This window comes from Rouxiella chamberiensis (assembly GCF_026967475.1).
GTDB lineage: Bacteria > Pseudomonadota > Gammaproteobacteria > Enterobacterales > Enterobacteriaceae > Rouxiella > Rouxiella chamberiensis.
Window position 1 is genome coordinate 3,884,226 of the sequence record NZ_CP114058.1, and the last position, 25,801, is coordinate 3,910,026.

Annotated in this window: 15 protein-coding genes and 4 pseudogenes; 8 read left to right on the forward strand and 11 right to left on the reverse strand. The window is 52.9% G+C overall.

The genetic code is table 11. From position 1 onward, the window contains the following. The first annotated feature begins 146 nt into the window (after positions 1–146). From hmsP to glf, 4 genes are all read left to right on the forward strand, one after another. Positions 147–2,129, forward strand: a complete 1,983-nt coding sequence (gene hmsP, locus O1V66_RS18075; RefSeq protein ID WP_045048925.1) for a biofilm formation regulator HmsP — start codon at positions 147–149, stop codon at positions 2,127–2,129. Between the two features lie 277 nt (positions 2,130–2,406). Further along, positions 2,407–3,687 carry a dicarboxylate/amino acid:cation symporter gene (locus tag O1V66_RS18080; RefSeq protein ID WP_045048756.1) on the forward strand — a complete coding sequence of 427 codons (1,281 nt, stop codon included), beginning with the start codon at positions 2,407–2,409 and terminating at the stop codon, positions 3,685–3,687. 401 nt (positions 3,688–4,088) lie between these two features. Further along, positions 4,089–5,624, forward strand: coding sequence for a M16 family metallopeptidase (locus tag O1V66_RS18085; protein WP_045048755.1), 1,536 nt, complete (start codon positions 4,089–4,091; stop codon positions 5,622–5,624). 145 nt (positions 5,625–5,769) lie between these two features. Continuing rightward, the gene (glf, locus tag O1V66_RS18090; protein ID WP_045048754.1) at positions 5,770–6,921 is read left to right on the forward strand and encodes a UDP-galactopyranose mutase; all 1,152 of its coding nucleotides are present in this window, start codon (positions 5,770–5,772) and stop codon (positions 6,919–6,921) included. 24 nt (positions 6,922–6,945) lie between these two features. On the opposite strand, the gene kdgK is transcribed toward glf, so the two are convergent. Beyond that, positions 6,946–7,893 carry a 2-dehydro-3-deoxygluconokinase gene (gene kdgK, locus O1V66_RS18095; RefSeq protein ID WP_045048753.1) on the reverse strand — a complete coding sequence of 316 codons (948 nt, stop codon included), beginning with the start codon at positions 7,891–7,893 and terminating at the stop codon, positions 6,946–6,948. Positions 7,894–8,132: 239 nt separating this feature from the next. On the opposite strand from kdgK, the pseudogene O1V66_RS18100 reads away from it, so the two are divergent. Next, a pseudogene (locus O1V66_RS18100) lies at positions 8,133–10,197 on the forward strand (AsmA family protein). Between the two features lie 34 nt (positions 10,198–10,231). Here O1V66_RS18100 and O1V66_RS18105 read toward each other — a convergent pair. The 4 genes and pseudogenes from O1V66_RS18105 to O1V66_RS18120 all read right to left on the reverse strand — a co-directional run bounded on the left by O1V66_RS18105 (position 10,232) and on the right by O1V66_RS18120 (position 14,742). Further along, positions 10,232–11,002, reverse strand: coding sequence for a CDP-diacylglycerol diphosphatase (locus O1V66_RS18105; RefSeq protein ID WP_045048751.1), 771 nt, complete (start codon positions 11,000–11,002; stop codon positions 10,232–10,234). 57 nt (positions 11,003–11,059) lie between these two features. Beyond that, entirely contained in the window at positions 11,060–12,382 is a 1,323-nt protein-coding gene (locus O1V66_RS18110) for an MFS transporter (protein ID WP_045048750.1), read from the reverse strand. 344 nt (positions 12,383–12,726) lie between these two features. After that, a pseudogene (gene yhjD / locus O1V66_RS18115) lies at positions 12,727–13,742 on the reverse strand (inner membrane protein YhjD). A gap of 100 nt (positions 13,743–13,842) precedes the next feature. After that, positions 13,843–14,742 carry a LysR family transcriptional regulator gene (locus tag O1V66_RS18120; protein ID WP_045048924.1) on the reverse strand — a complete coding sequence of 300 codons (900 nt, stop codon included), beginning with the start codon at positions 14,740–14,742 and terminating at the stop codon, positions 13,843–13,845. A 128-nt stretch (positions 14,743–14,870) separates the two neighbouring features. Here O1V66_RS18120 and O1V66_RS18125 point away from each other — a divergent pair, with 128 nt between their 5' ends. Together O1V66_RS18125 and O1V66_RS18130 are read left to right on the forward strand one after the other, a co-directional pair. Then, positions 14,871–15,629: an SDR family NAD(P)-dependent oxidoreductase gene (locus O1V66_RS18125; protein ID WP_045048748.1), complete on the forward strand. Its 759-nt coding sequence runs from the start codon at positions 14,871–14,873 to the stop codon at positions 15,627–15,629. A 465-nt stretch (positions 15,630–16,094) separates the two neighbouring features. Continuing rightward, a pseudogene (locus tag O1V66_RS18130) lies at positions 16,095–17,724 on the forward strand (malate:quinone oxidoreductase). A 65-nt stretch (positions 17,725–17,789) separates the two neighbouring features. On the opposite strand, the gene O1V66_RS18135 reads toward O1V66_RS18130, so the two are convergent. Then, a complete protein-coding gene (locus O1V66_RS18135; RefSeq protein ID WP_045048746.1) occupies positions 17,790–18,710 on the reverse strand; it encodes a ketopantoate reductase family protein in 921 nt (306 codons plus the stop codon). A gap of 64 nt (positions 18,711–18,774) precedes the next feature. Beyond that, positions 18,775–20,049 (reverse strand): putative hydroxymethylpyrimidine transporter CytX, encoded by a 1,275-nt coding sequence (cytX, locus tag O1V66_RS18140; protein WP_045048745.1) that lies wholly within the window; start codon positions 20,047–20,049, stop codon positions 18,775–18,777. A gap of 249 nt (positions 20,050–20,298) precedes the next feature. On the opposite strand from cytX, the pseudogene O1V66_RS18145 reads away from it, so the two are divergent. After that, positions 20,299–22,131 (forward strand): annotated as a pseudogene (locus O1V66_RS18145) (ABC transporter ATP-binding protein). A gap of 12 nt (positions 22,132–22,143) precedes the next feature. Here the strand turns inward: O1V66_RS18145 and O1V66_RS18150 are convergent. The 4 genes from O1V66_RS18150 to O1V66_RS18165 form a co-directional block, all read right to left on the reverse strand. Continuing rightward, the gene (locus O1V66_RS18150) at positions 22,144–23,271 is read right to left on the reverse strand and encodes a GNAT family N-acetyltransferase (RefSeq protein WP_045048743.1); all 1,128 of its coding nucleotides are present in this window, start codon (positions 23,269–23,271) and stop codon (positions 22,144–22,146) included. A gap of 84 nt (positions 23,272–23,355) precedes the next feature. Next, on the reverse strand, positions 23,356–24,054 hold the full coding sequence (locus tag O1V66_RS18155; protein ID WP_152623645.1) for a hypothetical protein: 699 nt from the start codon (positions 24,052–24,054) through the stop codon (positions 23,356–23,358). A 178-nt stretch (positions 24,055–24,232) separates the two neighbouring features. Next, entirely contained in the window at positions 24,233–25,096 is an 864-nt protein-coding gene (locus O1V66_RS18160; protein ID WP_045048741.1) for a hypothetical protein, read from the reverse strand. Between the two features lie 86 nt (positions 25,097–25,182). Further along, positions 25,183–25,725: a fimbrial protein gene (locus O1V66_RS18165; protein ID WP_052673440.1), complete on the reverse strand. Its 543-nt coding sequence runs from the start codon at positions 25,723–25,725 to the stop codon at positions 25,183–25,185. Positions 25,726–25,801: the final 76 nt, after the last annotated feature.

Genomic DNA, 25,801 nt, shown 5'->3' on the forward strand with positions numbered 1-25,801 from the left:
TTTTAAGCGCTTTTTAGTCGCTAATCCCGATAAATCTCCGTCAATCGCTTCGTTAAGCAGACTTAACAGGGTTACTGCGCCTATGCTCGCTACCTGCTATTATGCGTTCAGACAGGATTGCAGGGATACTTCATTGGAGAGATATGTTGCGGGTTAGGCGTTCATTAACGATTAAACAGATGGCGGCCGTGTCCGGTGTGGCGCTGGTGACAATCTGCTTTTTTATCGCCATCCAACTTTTTCACTTCGTTGAACAGAGGCGGGAAGACTATGCCCAGCAACTCGAGAATATCGGACATTCCGTTGCCAGACCGCTGTCTCAGGCGGTGCTCGACGTCAATCTTGAAGAAACGCAGCATATTCTCAATACGCTAAGACCGGTCGGCATTCTAAATCGCGCAGACCTTGTATTGCCCAATCAGATCCCGACCTTGCGTACTCATTTTCCGGAGGGGCGTCCGGTTCCGGAATGGGTAATGAAAGGTTTCGACCTGCCGATTAAAGTCACCGTGCCGCTGTATTCTCCGGCGACGACTCAGGATACCGCCCGGCCGCTGGCGTATCTGGTGCTGCAAGCCGACCCTTATCGCATGTTCCAGTTTTTCGTCAGCGCTCTGTCGACGATGCTGACGACCTATCTTCTGCTGGCGCTTATCCTTTCCATTTCAATTAGCTGGTGCATTAATCGGCTAATTGTCAAACCGTTGCGCTCCATCGCCCGCGAACTTGAATCGCTGCCTGAAAGCGAGGTGCACTATCATCAGCTGGCCGCAAGACCGCGCCATCAGGACGATGAACTCGGGATGCTGATCCGCAGTTACAACCGCAATCAGCAACTGCTCGACAAGGCGCTGAAGGCGATGCAGCAAAGCTCCAGCCAGTTTCCGAACGAGGCGCAGTTTATTACCCGTCTCGAGCAGCGCATGCACGGCGCACTGGCGCAAAAAGATTTCCATATCATGCTCATCGGCATCGATAATCTGGGTGAAGGCGAGACGGCGTGCTGCCCGGTTATTTCTGCATTACTCAAGGCATTGCCGGAGCAGAGCCTGCTGGCGCGCCTTGGCTACAACGAATATGCCTTGCTGGTGAGCGAAATCGAACGGCCATTTATGGCGATGCGGCTGGCGAAACAGTTGCTGACGCGCATCAATACGCCGCAATCGAGCGGTGAAACCCAAATGGCATTGCATCCGACCGGCAGTATCGGCATTGCCCAATATTGCGCAGAGCGGGCCGTCAGCGCGCATCAGCTCTTAAGCCATGCCCGAACGGCGCGGCTTTCCGCCCAGCAGCAGGGTAAAAACCAGATTCTGTTCTTTGAACCGGGCCTGACGGCCAAAATTCAGCGCCGAATGCAGCAGGAAAACGAAATCCTTCATGCCATGGAGAAAGACGATTTCACCCTGTTTATTCAACCGCAGCTGAATATGGCGACCGGTGAAGTGGTGGGGGCCGAAGCTTTCTTGCGCCGCAAACTGTGCGACGGCAGTTATGGACTGGAAAGCGACTTTATCGTGGTGGCCGAAGAGATTGGCGTAATGGCGCAACTCGGCTACAAGATGCTGGAACTGGGCTGTCATATTCTGGCGGACTGGCGGCTTCGCGGCATTCATCTGCCGTTGTCGATGAATCTTTCGGGCGTGCAAATCCAGCAGGCAAACTTCCTGCCGGAACTGCGTAGCCTGTTGAGCCGGTATCAGATAAATCATGCCCAGCTGGTGCTGGAAATGACCGAAACGGCGCGTATCGAGAACTGGGAACTGGCGCTCAACGTGCTGGGTGAACTTCGCCAACTTGGTATTTCGGTCGAACTAGACGATTTCGGCCTGGGGTATTCGGGTCTTGAATACCTCGATCGCCTGCGCAATCTGCCGATTGATGCCCTGAAAATTGACCGTCTGTTTGTTGCCACTTTACCCGAAGATGATGCGATGGCCAGCATTGTGGCGTCGATAGCCCGCGCCATGAATATTCAGCTCAAGGCCGAAGGTGTCGAAACGGCGGCGCAGCGTGACTGGTTATTGGCCAATCGTATAAATTTCGGACAGGGATTCCTGTTTTCACCCCCGCTTTCGCAGAGCGATTTTGAAACAAAATTTCTCTTAAATGAAACTTTGGAATATTAACGCTTAACTCCTCGCAAACCCGCTCCAACACTGGCTTGACTTAATATTAAAATTTGTTAAATTTTTTAGCTGAATCCTTTCAGTTCAACTTTTCTAACAACAATGTTTGCCAAACGAAACAATATATTTCCATCCTGTTATGTCGGTGTTATTTTCCGGCTGTCGCTATTCGCCCGACTGCTGTATATGTATGGCGATGTTCCCTTGGATTGCTCTCATGTTTCGTTCCAGCACATTGAAATCTGAGGGGATACTTTCACTACAGGATGGCCGTTAAATGAAAAAAACAATATTCAAGAGTCTCTATTTCCAAGTGTTGACTGCAATCACCCTCGGTGTGTTGCTAGGACACTTTTATCCAGAACTGGGTGCGCAAATGAAGCCGCTGGGTGATGGCTTTGTCAAACTGATCAAAATGATTATTGCTCCGGTGATTTTCTGTACGGTAGTTACCGGTATTGCAGGGATGGAAAGCATGAAGGCAGTGGGTCGCACAGGTGCGATTGCGCTGCTGTATTTTGAAATCGTGAGTACTATCTCGCTGATTCTCGGTCTGATTATCGTCAATATCGTGCAGCCGGGTGCGGGGATGAATGTCGATCCTGCGGCGCTGGATGCCAAGGCGGTCGCCGTTTATGCCGAGCAGGCGCAGTCACAGGGCATTATTCCTTTCCTGCTGGATATCATTCCCGGCAGTGTCATTGGTGCCTTTGCCAGCGGTAACATTCTTCAGGTATTGCTGTTCGCGATTCTGTTTGGTTTCGCCTTGCATCGCCTGGGCGATAAAGGTCAGCTGATGTTTAACTTTATCGACAGTTTCTCGAGAGTTATCTTCGGCATCATCAACATGATCATGCGCCTTGCTCCGCTGGGTGCTTTCGGCGCCATGGCGTTCACCATCGGTAAATACGGCGTTGGGTCGCTGGTACAGCTGGGTCAGCTGATCCTTTGCTTCTACCTGACGTGTGTACTGTTCGTGATTGTCGTGCTCGGACTGATTGCCCGTTTCACTGGTTTCAATATTTTCAAGTTCATCAACTACATCAAGGAAGAGCTGCTGATTGTGCTTGGAACCTCTTCTTCCGAATCTGCGCTGCCGCGTATGCTCGACAAGATGGAGAAACTGGGCTGCAAGAAATCCGTGGTAGGGCTGGTGATTCCAACCGGTTACTCGTTTAACCTCGACGGCACCTCAATCTACCTGACGATGGCGGCGGTGTTTATTGCCCAGGCCACCAATACCCACATGGATATCTGGCACCAGATTACCCTGCTTGTGGTATTGCTGCTCTCCTCCAAAGGCGCGGCGGGTGTGACAGGCAGCGGCTTTATCGTGCTGGCGGCGACGCTTTCGGCGGTAGGTCATCTGCCGGTTGCCGGTTTGGCGCTGATTCTGGGCATCGACCGATTCATGTCTGAAGCGCGTGCGCTGACCAATCTGATTGGTAACGGTGTGGCAACGGTTGTCGTCGCGAAATGGGTCGATCAGCTGGATGAAAAACAGCTGCATGACACGTTGTCCGGTAAAAAATCATTAGCCGCCGACAAGGCCGCGTAATAAATATCCCCCGAATCTAGCCGCTGGAGGCGGGAGTTTTCATACAAAACGGCCTCTTTCAGCGCTAATTTCTGTTTAAATCGACCGGTTGCTTGATGTAACCGGTCGATTTTCTTCATAATAACCTGCTATTTATTCTCCTTTTGAATCTCGAACACCCTTGAGTGATGCAGTTTGTCAGACATCAGAATATTTTCATGGTCGTGCGCGACTTATGCAGAGTAGTGATGTCTAACACAGTGCTACTCTTGCCGTTTTCGTTTTTTGCATTCGAGCTTGCCGCCTTAGGATTAAGGTAAGAGCAAGATTTAATTATTGAAAATTGGATTACCCCGGTCATGTTGAGTCGCCAAAGAAGCGCATTCAAACACTGCGGGTAGAGTTATTATGTAGGGGTTCACATGCAGGGCACCAGAATTCGCTTACTCCTTGGTGGGTTGTTGTTGGCGTCGTCCTACGGCAACGTGCAGGCTGAAGCACTACAACCCGATCCAGCCTGGCAGCAGGGCAAACTGGACAACGGCTTCACCTGGCAATTACTGACTACGCCGCAGCGTCCCAGCGATCGCATCGAACTCAGATTACTGGTTCGTACCGGATCCCTGGCAGAAAATCCGCAGCAGCAAGGCTTCGCGCACTTTTTACCGCGCCTGGCACTCATTCGCAGTGAAGGTTTTACCACTGCCCAGCTTCAATCCTTCTGGCAGCAGGCTATCGATAACCAGCGGCCCATCGCACCGGCCATTACCTCCTATGAATTTACCTCGTATAACCTGAGCCTGCCGAATGGCCGTCCGGATCTCGTTAAAAGCGCGCTGAGCTGGTTGGTCGACACTACCGGCAAAATGGTGATCACCCCCGAGTCCGTGCACGCGGCTTACCAGGCACCGCAAGACCCTATCGATGCCGTTCCGCCCGACGCCTCCGACGTGTGGTGGCGCTATCGCATCAATGGCTCGACGCTGGTAGGACATAGCCCGGACGCCATGCCGGCCAAGGTCGCGAAACCTGCCGATCTGGCCAGATTTTATCATCAGTGGTATACGCCCGACGCCATGACACTCTATGTTGTCGGCAATGTCGACAGCCGCGCCATGGCCGAGCAGATCAACCGTGCCTTCTCTACATTGAAGGGCAGTCGTCAGACGCCGCAGACAATGCCTACGCTATCCGATGTGCCCGCCAGAGCCATGGCAACCGTCGACCCTTCCATCACGCAGGACCGGCTTTCACTGATGTGGAGCATGCCGTGGCAGCCGATTCAGGATTCCCCTGCGCTGAATACCTACTGGCGCAGTGACCTGGCTCGCGAAGCCTTGTTCCAGCATTTGCAGCAGGCATTGAAAACGCCCGCCGAAGAAAAGCAGAGCAAAGAGGGCGGATCGGTGCAACCGGCGCTCGGCTTTGACTGCCGCGTTCAGTACCAGCATGCGCAGTGCGCTATTCGCATGGAGGCCCCACGTGAAGCTATTCAACCCATGCTGAAACGTCTTGCCAACGAGCTGCAAAAAGTACGTGAAAACGGGTTGTCTCAAGCCGAATTCGACACGCTGGTGGCGCAGAAGAAAGACCAGCTGGGGCAGTTATTTGCCACCTATGCGCGTACCGATACGGGCGTGCTGATGAGTCAGCGTTTACGTTCCCAGCAGAATGCTGTGGTCGACATCGCGCCGGAACAGTACCAAAAGCTGCGCCAGACGTTCTTGTCGACCCTGACTCTGCCCGACTTTAATCAGGAACTGAAACAGCAGTTGTCCCATGCGCCTTCCATGTTGCTGGCCCAGCCGAAAGGCGAAGAAGAGCTGAGCGTGAAGACGTTGCAGGACACCTTCGACGCCATCGTGGTTCCCGTTGCGACACCGGCAGAGGCGCAAAACAGCGAGGGAGCCCAGGCCTCCAACGCGCCTGCGCCGACCACACCGGCAACGGCGCAGTAGCAAGCCATCCCTTACCGGCACCGCAGTCACGCGGTGCCGGTTTCACATCGGCAGCGTTATTCCTTTTATTGCCCCTCTTTACAGACCCCGGCAGGGAGTTTTTCCAATAATCGACTAAGCTCATTAAATAATGACGAGGGTTGATATGAATAAAAACATTCTGATTGTCGGTGCCGGATTCTCCGGAGCCGTAATAGGTCGTCTGCTCGCTGAAGAAAACTATAAAGTTACCCTTATCGATTCGCGAAAACATATTGCGGGTAATTGTTATTCTGCCCGCCATAAAGAAACCGATGTATTAGTTCATACCTATGGTCCTCATATATTTCATACCGATAACGAAAAGGTATGGAATTTTGTAAATCGTCATACCAAAATGATGCCTTACATCAATCGTGTTAAAGCAACGGTAAATGGGCAAGTCTTTTCGCTGCCGATAAACTTGCATACGATTAATCAATTTTTCAACACTACCTGTTCACCGGATGAAGCCCGGGCACTCATTGACAGCAAGGGCGACCACACCATCACCGAGCCTGCCTCCTTTGAGGAACAGGCTCTTCGTTTTGTCGGTAAAGAGCTGTATGAAGCCTTCTTTAAAGGCTACACCATCAAGCAATGGGGGCTGGATCCTACTGAACTTCCGGCATCCATTCTCAAGCGTTTGCCCGTTCGTTTTAATTACGACGATAATTATTTCAATCATAAGTATCAGGGAATGCCCGAAGAAGGTTATACCCCTTTAGTCGCCAGTATTCTTGACCATAAAAATATTACCGTCTTGCTCGATACGTCTTTCGATAAAAATACCGCCGATCGCTACGCGCATATATTTTACAGCGGCCCTCTGGATGCCTATTTTGATTTTAAATATGGTCATTTGGCTTATCGAACTCTTGATTTCGAAGAGTTTAGCCAGCAGGGAGATTATCAAGGCACGGCGGTCATGAATTATTGTGAAACTTCCGTACCTTATACTCGAATTACCGAGCATAAATATTTTTCGCCGTGGGAAAATCATGCCGCAACGGTGTGTTATAAAGAATATAGCCGTCTCTGCGGCGACAATGACATTCCCTATTATCCCATTCGACTCGTCGGGGAAATGTCGCAGTTGCAACAGTACGTTTCTCTTGCAAAAGAAGAACCTAACATCACTTTTGTCGGGAGGTTAGGCACGTATCGTTATCTGGATATGGACGTCACTATTGCCGAGGCGATGAATACCGCGCAGGCATTCCTGAGCGCGGTTGAAAGTAATACGCCAATGCCTTCGTTTACTGTCGACGTGGGCTAAATTAGAGCTACAGGGCTTATTCAATCATGCAGGCGCATGCAGCCAGCAAGACATCGCCTCAAGCGGAATGATTGCGCCACGATATTGAATGACCGTGCTGGCGGTTAAATGCCCACGCCGTGCGGCGTCGATTTCGCTGGCGCCGCACAAACGTTTTGCCAGATAACCGGCGCTGAACGAGTCACCGGCGGCGGTCGTATCAATGACCTTGTCTTTATCCAGCTGTACGGCTGGAACATCATGCTCGCCCTGGGCATTGGAAACGATACAGCTGTCCGCTCCGCGTTTGATAACCACTTCACCAACGCCCAGCGCCTGAGTGCGGGCAATGACGTCCTGATAGGGTTGTGCGCCCCACAGCAGGTCTTCATCGTCGAGAGTAAGGAAGGCGATATCGGTGCAGGCAAGCATGGATTGGTAGGCGTGCCTTGCCTGTTCAACACTTTCCCAAAGACGCGGGCGATAGTTGTTGTCGAAAATGACTTTGCCGCCCCGTGCACGACAATCTTGCAGCAGCGACATAAGGCGCTCGCGGTTTTCTTCACTGAGGATGGCGAGGCTGATGCCACTTAGATACAGATAGTCGAATTCGGCCAGTTGCTGGCAAAGGGCTGTTGCATTGGGGCCGTTAAGCCAGTATTTTGCCGCCGCGTCGTTGCGCCAGTAATAGAAGGTTCTTTCTCCGCTGGCGTCGGTTTCAATAACATACAGGCCGGGCAATTTATTCTCGAGGCGTTGAACCAGGTCTGTTTCTACCCCTTCGCGCTGCCAGGCAGCAAGCATTTCGGCGCTGAAACTGTCTGTGCCAAGTGCAGTAACGTAATGCACTTTAAGATCCTGTACATCCACCTGACGCGCGATATAGACCGCCGTATTAAGGGTATCGCCGCCGAAGCCGCGATTTATCGATTCGCCTTTCTGCGAGAGTTCAATCATGCACTCACCAATGACGGCGATATTTTTGGTAGTCATTTTACGGCCCCAGCGATTAGTTGAATTGGGTAAGAGGTAACCAGTCTCTTCGCTCGGGCAATTTCAGTCAATAGTATTAAAACGACGTTTTATTTTTTCCGAGATGCCTCGTATTTTATGCATTTTTCTGTCGTTTTTTACGCCCCGACATGCTTCTCTGGCTAACCGGTTATACAGGGGGCCAAACTCAACTATCTTTAATTAAACATATCAAACAATTGTCTGACAGGAACAAGTCTATGACACGCACTGGAAAAGCGCTGAGCTGGACGGGTGGGATAGTGGTTATTCTGGTCGTTGCTATCGTTATTTTTATAGCGTTGTTCGACTGGAACCGACTCAAGCCCACCATCAACAAGAAAGTAACCGCCGAATTAAACCGGCCCTTTGCCATTCAGGGTGACCTGGGTGTCGACTGGTCGCGTCAGCGTGACGAGGGCGGATGGCGCGCGTGGGTGCCGTGGCCGCATATTCACGCCGAAGACATCGTGCTTGGTAATCCACCCGATGTACCAAGCGACACGCCAATGGTGCATCTTGAGCGCGTCGATGCCAGCCTTGCGCCTCTGGCGCTCCTTAATAAAGAAGTGCTTATCCCGCGTATCTGGCTGAAAAAGCCCGATGCCTCCCTGATTCGCCTTGTCGACGGCAAAAATAACTGGACCTTCAATCTCGCCAATAGCGACAATAAAGATCCCAATCAGCCTCCTTCGGCATGGTCGTTCAAAATGAACGATATCGTCTTTGACCGCGGTCAGATAGATTTCAAGGACGCCACCCTGAAGGCCGATTTCCGTGCCGTTATCGACCCCTTGGGCAAACCTCTGCCATTTACCGAAGTCACCGGCAAGAAGGCGGAGAAAGGCGGCAAGGACGATGACAAACATTACACGCCGGACTACGTTTTCGGCTGGAAGGTGGATGGCAAATACAAGGGCGAGGCGCTTTCGGGTAACGGCAAAATCGGCGGCATGCTGGCGTTGCAGGACCCCAATGCGCGATTCCCGCTACAGGCCGACGTTCGTTCGGGTGATACACGGGTCGTGGTGGCGGGCACGCTGACTGACCCCATGAACCTGGGCGAGCTGGATCTGCGTCTGAAATTCTCGGGGCAAACGTTGTCCGACCTTTACGGGCTGACGGGCGGTTCTGCTGCCACAGACTCCCCCTTATGAAACCGACGGGCATCTCATTGCCAATCTGCATAATGCAAAGGGCGCGAAATTCCGTTACGAAAATTTCAACGGCGAAATCGGCAGCAGCGATATTCACGGCTCGCTGACCTATACCGCCAGCAAACCGCGTCCCGATCTTGAAGGGTCACTGACCTCCAACCAGCTGCGCTTTGCCGACCTGGCACCGCTTATCGGGGCCGATTCCAACAGCGACAAGGCCAAGCGCGGCGAAACCACACGCCAACCTTCGAATAAAGTGCTGCCGGTCGAGAAGTTTGATACCAAAAGCTGGCGGGTGATGGATGCCGATGTGAAATTCACCGCCAAACGCATCGAGCACGGAGAATCACTGCCGATAAGCAATCTGAATACTCATCTGAAACTGAAAGACGGCGATTTGCTGCTGGATCCGCTGCGTTTCGGTGTGGCGGGCGGAAACCTGAATTCAACGGTCAGACTGGAAGGCGATAAATCACCGATGCAGGGGCGTGTCGATATGCACGCACGGGGTTTGCAGCTCAAGCAACTGGTGCCCAACGTGCAGTCGATGAAGAAAAGTCTGGGCCAGCTTAATGGGGACGCCAAGCTGACAGGCACCGGCAACTCGGTGGCGGCGCTGCTCGGCACCAGTAATGGCGAGATGAAACTGCTGATTAACGATGGGGTAATCAGTCGCGGATTAATGGAAATCGCGGGGCTTAACGTGGGTAACTACGTGGTGACTCGCCTGTTTGGCGATGACGAAGTTGCCATCAACTGTGCGGCGGCAGATGTCAATATCAAGAGCGGTCTGGCGCGGCCCAGCCTGCTGGTGTTCGACACCGAAAACGCCGTCATCAACGTAAGCGGTACCACCAACTTTGCCAATGAACGACTGGATCTCTCCATCGATCCTGAGAGCAAAGGGCTTCGCGTATTGACGTTGCGCTCACCGCTTTACGTGCGCGGAACCTTTAAAAATCCCGATGCAGGTGTTAAACCGGGTCCATTGATTGCTCGCGGGGCCGCCGCCGTGGCGCTGGGCGCGATTGTGGCACCGGCCGCGGCGTTGCTGGCGTTGATCTCTCCGAGCGACAACGACTCCAACCAGTGTGGCGCTATCTTGCAAAAAATGAAGGCCGGTAAATAACCGGCCTTCGGAGAGAATACCTTTAGCCCGATGCTTAATGAGGAGGCGGATTCAGGACTGCGCAATTGTGGTCCTGAATCTCTTCCGTCGAGGCAAAATTAAACAGCAACAGATTGCTCTGGCTTGCCAGCAACAGGAAATCCCCGCTTTTCAGACTCACCATCGCCATGCCGAAGTGCCCCATGTTCTCGCGGGCTTCCGGCAGTCCTTCCGCCAATAACCGGAACGCGCCTTTTTCACCCAGTTCAGCCGGGGAAACCTTGCGTGCCATGTACGTGTGGCCTTTCAGACGAGTCGGCAGCGGTTGCCAGCGATAACCAATGTCTCCGGCTTCTTCACCCAGCTGGGTTTTTACGTCGGGCAGCAAACAGGAAATATGGATATGGAACTGGTTCTGGCTACGGCCATATTCGGAGTTGATCGCCAATGAAATGTTGCTGTCATCGATAGGCCTGCCGTATTTATCGACCATGAAATGCCGCGCCTGCCAGGCTTGCTCAAAGTAGTTTGGCGTACTGGTTTCAAGCAGCAACGGGCTTTCGACACCAGTTACGCGCGCCGTAGGCATCAGCAAATATTGCAGCGGCCCGTTCATGTCCTTAAACACCACAAAACCACTTTTCTCGTTCACTTCGATACAGGGATCGGGACGACCATGCTGCTGCTGGTTAGGCACGCACTGCTGACTCACAAAATTCCACAACACGTTGGGATTGGCGGTGGGGCGGAGAAAGTAATAGCCGAGAGCGACAAGAATGAGCAAAACAGGAATCAACGAGAAAAGATAGCGAGGCTTGAAGCGCATACAAGTATCCTTTTGTATCGAGCCGGGCACCGTGTTGCACGATGCCCGGCCTAATAATCAGAGTGACTGGTTGCGAGTTTCCTTTGTCAACAACAGGGCAATCAGGGTGAGTGTTGCCATAGACGCCAGATAAACGCCGACATAAAACAGCCCGTAGTGGGTTGCCAGCCAGGTTGCAATATAAGGCGCAACGGAAGCCCCTAATATTGAAGACACATTATAGGAGAATGACGCGCCGGTATAGCGAACTTCCGTCGGGAACAGCTCCGGCAGCAATGCGCCCATCGGACCAAAAGTCAGGCCCATGACGCTAAAGCCGCACAGCAGGAAAATCATTACCGCCGTGATTGACCCGCCGCTGATGACTGACGGGAACGTCAGGGCAAACAGGATTATCAGCAGTGTAATGCAGATCATGGTCTTGCGACGACCAAACTTGTCTGCCAACTGACCGGCAATCGGCACCATCACACCAAATCCGATCACGCCAATCATCAGCATCAACAGGAAATCATTACGCGCAATGCCCAGGCCGACAGGTTTGGCCGTGGTGCCGTAGCCAAGCGAGTAAACGGTCATGATGTAGAACAGCGTGTAGGTGGCCACCATAATGAAGGTACCCAGCAGGGTTGGCTTCAAATGTTTGCTGAACAGCGTTGCAATCGGCACCTTGACCTGTTTTCCGGCTTTGGCCACTTTGGCGAACACCGGCGTTTCATGCAGGGAAACGCGAACGTACAGACCAATCAGCACCAGAACGGCAGAGAGCAGGAAAGGCACACGCCAGCCCCAGTCGATAAACTGCTGTTCGGTCAGCAACCACGAGAGCAGCAGGAACATGCCGTTGGCAAAGAAGAAACCAATGGGCGCACCCAACTGCGGGAAAGAGCCGTACAGCGCACGCTTTTTCGGCGGGGCATTTTCTGTGGCGAGCAACGCGGCACCGCCCCATTCGCCGCCGAGGCCGAGGCCCTGACCGAATCGGGCAAGCGCCAGCAGCAGCGGAGCAAATACGCCGATAGTATTGTAGGTCGGCAGCAGGCCGATAACGACAGTGGAAATCCCCATCGTGAGTAGCGAGGCGACCAGGGTCACCTTGCGGCCTACGCGGTCACCAAAGTGACCAAAGAGTGCGGAGCCGATAGGGCGCGCGATAAAGGCAATGGCGAAGGTCGCCAGAGACTGTAGCGTGGCCGCAGTAGGATCGCCCTGAGGGAAGAAAATGTGCGGGAAGACAATGACTGCCGCCGTCGCATAGATATAAAAATCAAAAAACTCGATGGCGGTACCGATCAGGGAAGCGATGATAACTTTGCCGCGAGAATTTTGGCTGACGAGTTCCGCGTCGGCCTCGAGTTCTGGGGTGATGGTGGCTTGCATAAGTGTTTCTTATTGGTTTTTTATGTAAATTGATTTGTTTAAAAAAATCATCTTAAGCACTGCCATGGGGAGTTTCAACACGCCCCGACGCCCCAAAATCAGGCAATTCGGCTGAATTGGGAGATTCACCCATAAACAGCGGGGATAGGCAGTCATAAGTTTGTCGAATGATTTATTTTCAGAGTAACATTCTGTAAAAGAGTGAAAGAAAAGTGAGCGGGGTAGTGAGTTGTTCTAGGTTTGGCAAAGCGGGAGTGCATAAATCAGAATTAAACGCTGCTTTAAGGGCTTATTTTTAGAGTTAAATGCCAGCAAGCGGGCGCTCACTGGCATGAAGGGATGGCTTACGCCTTGGCGACATCGTTGCCTTCATCGATTGGCGGGTCATCGCTGTAGCGTGCCGTGGCAATCCAGGCGGCGCAGAACAGGGTGAGTCGCGCAAAGAAATAGAAGAAGGCCATCAGCCCGATGACAGAACCAAAGGCCGCGCCGGAAGGCGAACTGGCCAGACGTGGCAGCATCATGGTCATAATGAATTTGATAACCTCAAAACCAATAGCCGCAATGAGCGTACCACGGAACAGCGCCTTCCTACGTGGCTTGTGGCGCGGCAGAATCCAGAAAATCCACAAGAACAACAGATAGTTGGCAGCAACGGAAATCGCAAGGGTAATGATGGTCATCGCCGGACGCAGCCATTCAAGATGGCTTAACCCCAGAGCATCGACAATGGTTTCCTGCGCCGAACCTGCGATCGAGGTCAATGACAACGTGATAATCAACGCCAGCACCAGACCAATCAGCGAGATAAAATCGCGCAGATAGCGCTTGTAGATTTTCTCTTCGTCTTTCGGATTACGTTCCCACACGTCGCGCGACTGTGCACGGATAGCCTCGCGCAAATTGCCCATCCAGCTAATTCCGGAGTAGAGCGCAATCACCAGACCCGAAAGCCCTACGGCGGTTCGTTGCTGCACGGCGGTGTTGACCGTACTCTTCAACGTGGTTTCGCCAGATTAGGATCGCTGATGCTATTCACAATCTTGCTGATGAGTTCGGTCAGCAGATCGGGATTCGAGGCAAGCACGAAACCGACGGCCGCAAATGACACCATGAGAATCGGAATAAGCGACAGAAACGAAAAATAGGTAATGGCAGCGCCAAACTGACTGCCCAACCGGTCATTGAAACGCTCGGTGGCGCGCAGCAGATGTGCAACCCAGTGCCAGGCCTGCACGCGTCTAACGGTGCGAGAAATGCCCGTCACCGTTGAGTCCACGGTTTCGTTGCCGGTCTTGATGTTAATCAACGGTTTGTTGATGTCCGGTTTGGCCGGTCGTTCTTTCGTGGATGTCGGCATGAATCCCCTCAGTCCTTATCGTTATGTATGTCCAAACTTCAAGTATAGTCATCATCTGCTTCGATGACCCGTAAACAGGCAATGTGATGCCATAAAAAGCTTATGCTATATAGGCTTGCATAATCTCTGCTAACCAGTCCATAAAGATTTTGACGCGGCGGGAGAGGTGTCGGCGATGCGGATAAACCAGTGAAACGGGCATGGGCGGCGGTAAAAAAGGCACAAGAATTGGCACCAGTTGGCCGCTCGCAAGATAAGGCTGCATGCCGATTCTGGGTGCCTGGATAATGCCAAGACCCGACAAACAGGCGACGGTATAGGTTTCTGTGCTATTTACCGTCACGGCACCGCCGCTTTTAGCACGTTTAAGCTCTTTGCCCTCGAGATATTCGAATTCGTTACCCCGGCTGCGCAGAGTGTGATCGTAATTGACCATTGCGTGATGGGTGAGCTGATCGGGATGGTCGGGCGTGCCGTAGCGTTGAAGATAACCGGGGCTGGCGCAGTTGATCATGCTGAGTTGGCCGAGTGAACGCGCTACCAGCCCCGAATCTTTCAGCTGTCCGATGCTGATGACGCAGTCGAACCCCTCGCGCACCACGTCAACCCGATGATCGCTGCTGCTCAGTTCGATTTCCAGCGCAGGATAGCGATTCAGAAACTCGCTCAGGCGGGGCAGAACCAGCTGCGTTGCCAGCGTGAGCGGCATATCGACGCGCAGTTTGCCGCTGATGGTGGTCGGATTGGATTGAAACATCGACTCCAGCTCTTCCACATTGGCCAGCAGTTCTTTGCATCGCTCGTAAAAAACCTGCCCATCCTGCGTCAATTGCACCCTTCGCGTGGAACGATGCAGCAGTCGCGCGGACATTCTGGCCTCAAGCTGTTGTACAAGACGTGAAACACTGCCCTTCGGCAGCCCGAGACTTTCGGCGGCACGTGTAAAATTATTTAGCTCCGCAACGCGAACAAAAACCTGCATTGATTGAATTTTATCCACATTTTCCCCGTTGAAGCCCTTGATTGTTGCTGGTTTGGAGACAGTGAAACTCATTTTAGACTATTTATCATTCTGCTTGCGTCTAATAGGCTATTTATTAAACAACAGCGCAACCCAGGAGTCTGAAAATGAGCAATAAAATCGCATTAGTGACCGGCGGCAGCCGTGGATTGGGTAAAAACGCCGTACTTAAGCTGGCAGAACAAGGTATTGATATCATTTTGACTTACAACACGCAGCACCACGAAGCCGAAACGGTGGTGCGCGAAATCGAGTATATCGGTGCCAAGGCCGCCGCCTTGCAGCTCGATGTCTCCAACAGCCAAACTTTTGACAGTTTTATAGAAAATGTGAGATCTACTTTGGCGAAGATCTGGGAGCGCGATAATTTCAATTTTCTGGTCAACAATGCCGGGATAGGTATTCATGCTTCTTTCGCCGATACCACGGAAGCGCAGTTTGACCTGCTGATGAATATTCATCTCAAGGCGCCGTTTTTCCTGACCCAAAAACTGCTGCCGCTGATTGCCGACGGCGGGCGCATTCTCAATGTCTCCTCCGGCCTGACGCGTTTTTGTCTGCCGGGCTACGCGGCCTATTCGACAATGAAAGGCGCGATGGAAGTCTTGACCCGATATCAGGCCAAAGAGCTGGGCGCGCGGGGTATCGCCGTCAACATCTTGGCACCAGGTGCCATCGAAACCGATTTTGGCGGCGGAACCGTACGCGACAACGTGCAGGTTAACCAGTACGTTGCCAAAAATACGGCGCTGGGCCGCGTCGGTATGCCGGACGATATCGGCGGCATGATCGCCATGTTGTTAAGCGAACACAGTGGATGGGCCAATGGTCAGCGCATCGAGGCATCCGGCGGCATGTTCCTGTAGAAAAATGCGTCAAAAATGAGTCTTAAAGAGTATAAATTTTGACCGGAGTCACAGACTCCGGTATCTTAACCATTCTGTGCGGTTTTTAGGCACATCGTTATTCTCGTTTTACCCAGTTGAACGTAATTTATTCAGCGCTTTTACCTCATTTATTTCGTCTTCCAATTCAAGTTATTGCGAGCTTTTGTGCTGTTTTAGGCAAGGTTTTGCGTGAATAATTGGTTAATTTTTTCTCATAACTATGCCATTATCATAATATTTGATTTATTAAATTTATTATCGCGTAAGTGACAACAATGTTATGTTAGTTACGTAGATTGGTATTTTTTGTTAAAAATAACCACTAGGTTAGTGTGGAAAACGCAGGCCGCTTTTCAATACTCCCCGTATTAAAAGATGAAGCCGCCTTGAAACAAGGAACGTTGGGTTTTTCACCTGCTTTAGCTAAACAGTGAGAAGTTAACCATGAAAAATCGACTATCCGGTGCTTCGGGCTTGGGCCTGATGGCGCTGTCCAAACACGCGGCAGCGGCGGAAAATAAAATCGTTGATGTTGTCCTGATAGGTGGCGGAATTATGAGCGCGACCCTGGGCACGTATCTTCAGGAGCTGGAGCCTGACTGGTCGATTAATATGTATGAACGACTGGATAGCGTGGCCGACGAAAGTTCCAATGGATGGAATAACGCCGGTACCGGTCACTCTGCGCTGGCAGAAATGAATTACACCCCTGAAAAGGCCGATGGCTCGGTCGATATCTCCAAAGCGGTGGATATCAATGAAGCCTTCCAGATTTCACGTCAGTTCTGGGCCTCGCAGGTCGAGAAGGGCGTGCTGGGCGAACCACGCTCCTTTATTACCAGCGTGCCGCACATGAGCTTTGTGTGGGGCGAGAAAAACGTCGAATTCCTGCGTAAACGCCACGCGGCGCTGCAAACCAGCACCCTGTTCCGCGGCATGGAATATTCGGAAGACCCGGCACAGATTGAAAAGTGGATCCCGCTGGTGCTCGAAGGGCGCAAGCCGGGCGAGAAGATTGCCGCAACCCGTATCGAGAGCGGCACCGACGTCAACTTCGGCGCGATTACCCAGCAGCTGGTGGAATCTCTGCGCAAGAAGCCCAATTTCAGCCTCAATCTGGGCCATGAAGTCAAAAATATCAAACGTAATGCCGACAAAACCTGGACTGTGACGTTCGCGCACACCAAAGGCGGTCGCGAGATTAACGTGACTACGCGCTTTATCTTTATCGGCGCAGGCGGCGCATCGCTCACCTTGCTGCAAAAATCCGGTATTCCTGAAGCGGCACGCTACGGCGGTTTCCCGGTCGGTGGCGAGTTCCTGGTGACGGATAACCCTGAAATTGTCAAACGTCACGAAGCCAAGGTTTACGGCAAGGCCTCCGTTGGTGCGCCACCGATGTCTGTTCCGCATCTGGATACACGCGTGCTGGACGGCAAAAAAGTGTTGCTGTTCGGACCGTTCGCAACCTTCTCCAGCAAATTCCTGAAAAATGGCTCGCTGTGGGATCTTTTCGGGACTGTTAACCTGCACAACATCTTCCCGATGGTGCGCGTGGGGCTGGATAACTTTGACTTGGTCAAATACCTGATTAATCAGGTTATGCTCAGCGAAGAACAGCGCCTTGAAGCCCTGAAAGAGTACTTCCCGGCGGCCAAAAAGCAGGACTGGCGTCTGGTTGTAGCGGGTCAGCGCGTTCAGATTATTGAAAAAGACGGCAAGCAGGGCGGCGTTTCTGCGTCTCGGCACCGAAGTTGTGACCTCGCAGGATGGCTCGATTGCGGCATTGCTTGGCGCGTCACCGGGTGCATCGACCGCAGCGCCTATCATGCTGCAACTGATGGAAAAAGTGTTTAAAGACAAGATGGCTACGTCGGAATGGCAGAGCAAAATTAAAGAGATGATCCCGTCTTACGGCCAGAAGCTTAACGGCAACGTCGCGTTGACCGAAAGCGAGATGAGCCGCACCAGCCGTATTCTCAAGCTGAACAGCTCGCCAGGTCAGGCCGTGGTGGCGCAGCCCAAGGTGCAGAGTGTAGAGCAGGAAGCCGAACAGGAAGCGTTAACATCTTGATTCTTCGCGCTTAAGCGAGAGGAAGGGTAAAAGGGGAGCCTGCCAACATGGGCTCCCCTTTTTTGTTATTTTCCGAGAGTTTGCTGATAAACCGACATATGCGTATGGGCAGCGTTCACCAACGGCGTCGTTAGTCCGGCTTTTGCCGAGATAGCAACCAGATCGCCCAGAATCTGTTCCGCCTCGACCGGCAGTCCCTGAATCATATCGCGATACATTGACGTGGTTTGCACCGACTGCGGATTCGACAACTCTTTTATGGTGTTTTCCTTAACGTGCGGGCGCTCCTGGTATCCGCCAGCGACCACAATCGATACCACTTCTTCCACAAACGCCTCGATAAATTGCAGACCGCCTGCGGCACGGGAAACCTGTCCCATGTTGCCGCGCATCAGGCAGGCTATGCCGCCGACGCTCGCAAGAAACAGCCACTTTTCCCACATTTCGCTGACGATGGCTTTCGACAGTCGCGCCGTGATACCCACATTTTGCAAAAGCGCATCGACCTGCACGATGCGCGTTGTCCGCTCGCCGCTAACCTCGCCGTAAATCAACTCGTTCAGGGCGGTCATCTGATGAACCTGTCCCTGTTCGTCCAGCGTGGCGTTGATTCTGCACAGACCACCCAGTGCGCGATGATGTCCGAAACGTTTCTGAATAATCGCCAGATGCTGCATGCCGTTAAGCACGGGTAAAATCATCGTCTGTTCGCCGACCGCAGGCGCAAACTCTTCAAGCACGGTGTCGAGAGAGAAACCCTTCACGGTGAGGATGATGAGGTCAAACGTCTCGTTCAGTTCCGAGGCCAGCAATAACGTCGGCTGCACCGAAAAACGGCCTTCGGGCGTCTGTACCTGTAAACCCGCTTTCTTCAGCGTTTCGGCACGTTTTTCGCGTACCAGAAAGGTCACGTCCTTGCCGGCCTGCGCGAGACGCGCCCCGTAATATCCGCCGGTTGCGCCCGCGCCGACTACCAGAATTCGCATGCTGATTTCCTTAAATGTCAGGTGAAAAACTGTGCTTCAACATAGGACCAAGGCAGGTTGCCAGTCAATCCGAAAGCAGGCCTTTACGACTTTTTGCCAATACACCGCACAGCAGCGCCGCGACGAAGAGAGAGGGCAGGGTCGCGCCAAGATTGGGATAAAACTGGGCAATCACGTGGTAGGTTGCGATGCCGAGTATCCAGGCCGTCAGCGAACGGCCATCGAGAGAGCGGGTTGTCGGCTGGCGGCGACCCAGCACAAAGTAGTTCATCAGCACCACACCAAACAGCGGTGCAAAGACCGAACCTATCAGCAGCAGGAAGTTCTCGTAGCGTGCAAGCGGAACGCCCCAGGCTATCAGCGTGCAAATCAGGCCAATCATTGCGGTGAGTTTGCCGATACCAACGGGCAGCAGCGTGCCGGTCGACAGGGCGGCGGAGTGGATATCGGCGAAGGTATTTTCATGCTCGTCGACAAGAATCAGCAGCAGCGGAATGCCGAGCGCGACGCCGGAAAGCGCCAGCAGCAGCGCGTTACTGTCCTGCGAACTCACGAAGGCCAGCGTGTAGGCCGCACCCAGCGCCATCATCCATAGACTGCCGAGGAAGAAACCGCAGGCGGTGCCGAAAAAGTTTTGCCGAGAAGAACGGCCAAAACGGGTGTAGTCGGACACCAGCGGCAGCCAGGAGAGCGCCATCGACACGACAATGTCGCAGGCCAGGGCAAATGGCATGCTGCCGTCACCGGCCTTGTGCCACAGCGCGGTCAGCGAAGTCTGTCTGAACAGGTTGATGCTCAGCCAGGCGCAACTGGCAATCAGCAGCCAGATTCCCCAGCGGCGCAGCACCACACGTATGAATGCCAGCGGACCACATACCGCCAGCAGCGTCGCGACAACGCCGAAAACCAGAGTCCAGAGCGTCGGGTTGGCCCATAGACTCTGTTCGCCCAACGCCTGCTTTGCCAGCAGACTCGCCGCGTCGCGCATGACCACAATCTCGAACGCGCCCCAGCCGATCAGCTGCAAAATATTAAACAGGGCGGGCAGTGCGATGCCTTTCCTGCCAAGGCTGAGGGTCAGGGAAGACATGGACGACATGCCCGTCTGTCCGCCAATCAGGCCGACCAGAGCCAGTAAAATCACGCCAATCAACGTGCCGGTAAAAATCGCCAGCAGCGACCCCGCCATTCCCAGACCGGGCGCAAGAATGGCGCCCGCCTGAAGGACCATGAGGCCCATTCCGAGTGAAAACCACAGCGAGAACAAGTCACGCCAACCCAATACGCGGCCCTGCGCGGAAACAGGCTCGGAAGGAGTATAAATACTATTGTTTTTCATGGGGTTAATATCGTCAGTAAGTCGTGCGCTTTTTATACCACACTTAGCACGGCGGTGTGATGAAGGGCGCACTTTTTACCCGTTTTATCTGTCGCCGGAGAGGGAATGTCACGCCTGCCGAGGGGAAGGGCGATAGCACCGCTGTCCGCAAACATCCGCCAAAATGCACTACGCTTTGTATTTACGATGTTTTCCTTACGGACCGGGGCGGGACTGCCCTCGATGACCCCCAGGATATGAGAGGCGTATATGTTGTACCGTCGTTTTGAACGGATGATTGATGTTTTTAAAACACCGCCTGACCAGGCGGCACCCGACAAAGTCTGGCCCTTCTATTTCTATTATCTGAAACAGGTGTGGCCCAGCTTTCTGGCTTTGCTGGTCGTGGGGCTGATTGCCTCGTTGATCGAAGTGTCGCTGTTTAGCTATCTCAGCACCCTGATTGATCTGACGCGCACCAGTTCCGCGAATAATTTCTTTAGCGAGCATGCTGGTGAACTGCTGTGGATGGCGGTGGTGGCGCTGATTATGCGGCCGATATTCATCGGGCTTCACGACTTGCTGGTGCATCAGTCCATCAGCCCGAGCATGACCAGCCTTATCCGCTGGCAGAATCACAACTATGTGCTGCGCCAGAGCCTGAACTTTTTTCAGAACGATTTCGCGGGACGTATTGCCCAGCGCATTATGCAAACCGGTAACTCGCTGCGTGATTCGGCGGTGCAGGCGGTCGATGCCATCTGGCACGTGGTGATTTATGCGGTGAGTGCGCTGGTGCTGTTTGCTGAAGCCGACTGGCATTTGATGATCCCGCTTATTGCCTGGATTGTGCTTTACGGCCTGTGCCTGTGGTTCTTCGTACCGCGAGTGAAGGCCCGCTCGGTCGTGTCTTCGGAAGCGCGCTCAAAACTTATGGGCACGATTGTGGACGGCTATACCAATATCGCGACCCTGAAACTGTTCGCCCACACTTCTCTCGAGCAAAACTACGCGCGTGAAGCGATCACTGAACAGACACACAAAACACAAATGGCGGGTCGGCTGGTGACGAGCATGGACGTCACTATTACCACGCTGAATGGTTTGCTGATTGTCGGCACTACCGGTCTGGCGCTGTGGTTGTGGACACAATCGCTGATAAGCGTCGGGGCCATCGCGCTGGCGACCGGTCTAGTGATTCGTATCGTCAATATGTCGGGCTGGATCATGTGGGTGGTAAACGGCATCTTCGAAAATATCGGTATGGTGCAGGATGGTCTGCAAACTATCGCCCAGCCGGTGACCGTGACCGATAAACCGCAGGCTCCGCGTCTGAAAGTGAGTCAGGGTGGCATTCGCTTCGAACAGGTCAATTTCAACTATGGTAAAAGTCGCAGCGTCATCAGTGGACTGGATCTGACCATTCGCCCCGGCGAAAAGATTGGCCTGATTGGTCCTTCGGGCGCAGGGAAATCGACGTTGGTCAATCTGCTGCTGCGTCTTTACGACCTCGACGGCGGCCGCATCCTCATCGACGAGCAGGATATTTCTCAGGTCACGCAGGAGAGTCTGCGCGCGCAAATCGGCATGATCACTCAGGACACGTCGCTGCTGCACCGTTCGATTCGCGACAACCTGCTGTATGGTCGTCCGAATGCCAGCGATGAAGAGCTGAATAATGCGATTCTACAGGCGCGGGCCGACGAGTTTATTCCGCTGCTTTCGGACCCGCAGGGGCGAATGGGGCTGGACGCGCATGTCGGCGAAGCGCGGGGTAAAACTCTCCGGCGGTCAGCGCCAGCGCATCGCGATTGCGCGCGTGCTGCTGAAAAACGCGCCGATTCTTATCATGGATGAGGCAACGTCGGCGCTGGATTCCGAAGTGGAAGCAGCCATTCAGGAGAGTCTGGAAACCCTGATGACCCATAAAACGGTGATTGCCATTGCCCACCGCCTCTCGACCATTGCCAAGATGGACCGATTGGTGGTGCTGGATCAGGGAAAATTGTCGAGATTGGCAGCCACGGCGAGCTGCTGGCGCAAAACGGCCTGTACGCGCGCCTGTGGCAGCATCAGACCGGAGGTTTTGTCGGGATGCCCTGACTGTTCAACTCATCAGGGCTGTTCCTGACGATAAGGCAGCGCGTCGCGGGCTTCGATAGCCCAGGCGCGCACGCCTTCCCGCTCCTGCTGCAAATACTCTTCCACCGCACTGCGCAATCCGGGATGGCGCAGATAGTGCCACGAGTCGGTCAGTACCGGCTCGAATCCACGAATCAGTTTATGCTCACCCTGTGCGCCGGCATCGAAACGCGCCAACCCTTTGGCGAGAACGTAGTCCATACCCTGATAGAAACAGGTTTCGAAATGCAGCCGGTCGAATTCGGCGAGGCATCCCCAGTAACGTCCGTAAAAGGTGTCGCCACTGACCAGACTCAACGCCATCGCGACAGGTTGCCCCCGCTGCTCGGCCAGCACCACTTGAAGATTTTCCGGCATCCTTTCGGCGAGCAGAGAGAAAAACGCGCGGGTCAGATAAGGGTCGCGGCCGCGAATGTAGTAGGTATTGGCGTAACAGGCGTAGATAAAGTCCCACTGCGTTTCTGAAACCTGCGCGCCGTCGAGCCAGCGAAATTCGAAGCCCTGCGCGACGACCAGCTGGCGCTCTTTGCGGATCTGCTTGCGCTTGCGGGAGGTCAGCGTATCAAGGAAATCCTGAAAATCGCGATAGCCGCGATTGTGCCAATGATATTGGCAGCCCAACCGGTGCAGCCAGTCGGACGCTTCGCCCAGAAGCTGGTTATCGCGGCTGTCGGTAAAATTGATGTGCGCGCTCGAGAGGTTCTGCCGCTCGAGAAAATCGGGCAGCGCCTGTAGCAGTTTTTGCGCCGCGTCGGGCGCACCGAGCAGCCGTCTGCCGCCGACCGGACTAAAGGGCGCAGCGCCCAGCCATTTCGGATAATAGGGAATACGCGCGCGATAGCAGGCATCGGCCCACGCGTGGTCGAAAACATATTCGCCCGAGGAGTTGCTTTTGCGGTATCCGGGCACTGCGGCAAGCACTTTTCCGTTTTCTTTCCACAGCAGGTGCGCGCTTTTCCAGCCGGAGTCCGGTCCCAGCGATCCGCTGTCTTCCAGAGCGGTGAGAAAAGCGTAACGAAGGAAAGGTTGTCCGGCAGGAACCAGCGCATCCCACTGCTCGGCAGTCAGTTCGCCGAGATGCGCAAGGGACGTTAACGACATAGAGTTTCCCCGAAGAAAAGCAGCAAGAACCTTAGAGCATCGAATTCTGGCCGCGATACGTCAACCTCTTTTTACTCGCCATACTTAGGGGCAGGTCAGTGTTGCGGTGAGAGTAGCGCGATATTTTCCGGGGGCAGCATTCTCGCCGACCTCCAATGTCAGCGGAATATCGCCCAGCCTGCGCGACGTTTTCCATGAATTGGTCGCGGAGACAAAATTCTGGGGCACGCTGATGTCCATTGCCGCGTCATTATTTAACCGCAAATGACCCCGTCGCATGGAAGACGAGGTTATCTCCACGTCGCCCTCGCCGTCGTATTGCAAGAGTTGATGATAGGTTTGGTTTACGGCGACCGGCCCGAAGGAGAGGTAATCAGGCGTCAGCCTTACCGCACATATTTCGGGTGAAGGTAGGGTGATATCTCGGACCATCAGGCTCTTTTCAACCGCATCATTTTTAATCAGCATGGTGATATCGATATGCAGCTGCTGGGGGCTTTTACAGGCATTGATAATTTCGCCTGTCAGGATAATGCGCGGCTGTACGCGCTCGTTTGGCATGTGCGGACTTAGCCAGTGACTGTTCTCCTGACCTAACTTGTTGACGTGCTGATCTTTAAAGGTACCCAGGCTTCGCCATCCAATAATCAGGTTTCTGAATTTCACACAGTCTGCCCGCAGCGCGGTTTGAGCAAAATAAAGTTTATAATCACCCGTGAGCACAAGACCCGGAACTTGCTGTTCCTCGTCGATAACGGTTTTGCTCTCACCTCCGATATACATTTCGGCAGCCTGTGTTTCAGATATCAAAATAAATGAAGTTAGAATGCCAAGAAAGTCATAAATAATGCTTTTATATTTTATTTTTTTGAGCGTTATTATTTGCATAAATCCCTCTATTATTAATTAATATAAATTTTATGGCACTCGGGCAGACGTTTTAAGCTGAAAATTTACAAGATTATGGGCAAGTCAAAGTCGCAGTGAGAATAGAAGCGTATTTTCCCGGCTTGGCATTTTTCGAAGCTTTTAACGTGAGAGGTATTTCGTCTTGACGGATATTAGGCGATATATTGTTCCAGTGATTGCCTAGAAAATGCGGCGTATCGGTTGTGACTTTCAGTTCTTGTGAGCCGCCTAGATAAAGCGTGCCGGGCGCGACCAAATCAGAAGACGTGATCTGGACATAACCATCATTCACTAATTCATTGTCGATAATGACAAGCTTCTGTTCGGAGGTTCCCCCGGCAGGGACATTGCCGAAATTAACCGTTTCGGGTATGTACATCCAGCATTTTTTCTGGGCAACAATATGCATCTTATCCGCTCGCCAGACTATCGTGGTGCCCGGACCCGAAGAACTATCCGTAGAGTCGGCCCACACTTTCAACGTGACATCTTCATCTGTATTACAGTTGTTGATTATTTTGCCCTCAAGCCTGGCACTCTGCATAACCTCGGGTGAGTTGTATCTTTGCTGGCTGGTGATTTCGCCAAAATTGCCAATATTCACGGCACGGTAATCTTCATCCGACCAGGAAATGTAACCGCTCTCAAGCGCCAGGCAGTTTTTAAGCCTCGCGTCACTTTTGCTTACAGAATCGTCAGTTCCTGCTTTATTCACCTCTGCGTGCAATCGAAACGCCGTGAATTCAAATACTGAAGAGTGACTATTGCCTGCAGGAATTCTCGTGCTGTTCTCCATAGCGTTTTGCTTTATCTCGGTGGCAAATCCCCTCATTGGAAATCCACAGGCTGTTATATGAAATAATAACGTCAGGATTTTTATCGGCCTATTTTTGTCTTTAATCTTTATGGGTTTCATCGCGTTTATCCGCTTTTAAAAAAGCTGAAAAATAAATGCCGAGCCTCGATACGAGGCCCGGTATAATAAAACTCTTCAAAGAGTTGTTAGCTATAAGTCACGGTTAATGTGATAGGCACGCTTACCTTGCCGGGTTTGACATCGGCTGCTGTACTAATCAGGCCTGCCGTAAACGTCAGTATCTGATCTTTGGTGGGTTTCAGTGAATAGGTGGCATCACCCTTGGGTTCGATAGCCGCAGGAGTGTTTCCACCGCTAATGGTCACCGCAACGCCTTGCGCGGCACCTGAGCCTGTAGCATTGGCGAAAGCTTTGCTGTTTACCGTATCGGCCGTGCCTGAAACGTTCACCACGGCGTTTTTGACCAGTTTGCCGCAATCTTTCAAATTCAGGGCAAAATCTTTGGCACCTACCGTTTTTCCGGCCGTGGCACCAAAGGCAATACTACTGAAATCACCGAGATGTAGCTCGCTGTTGCCGCGCATATCCAGTTCACAGGTATTCTCTTTGATTTCGGCGGTAACCGTTAATACGGTTGAATTATTTGCAGCCTGGGCGCCGCAGCAGGTCGCCAGCAACGTGGCGGCAACAATACTCAGGGTGGCTGTTTTTGGGGTAAGACATGACATGGTTAGATTTCTCATTGATTGAGGGAGTGAAAATGCAGCCAGTTTTCTGGCCGCGTGAATAAAATTTTGGGTGGCG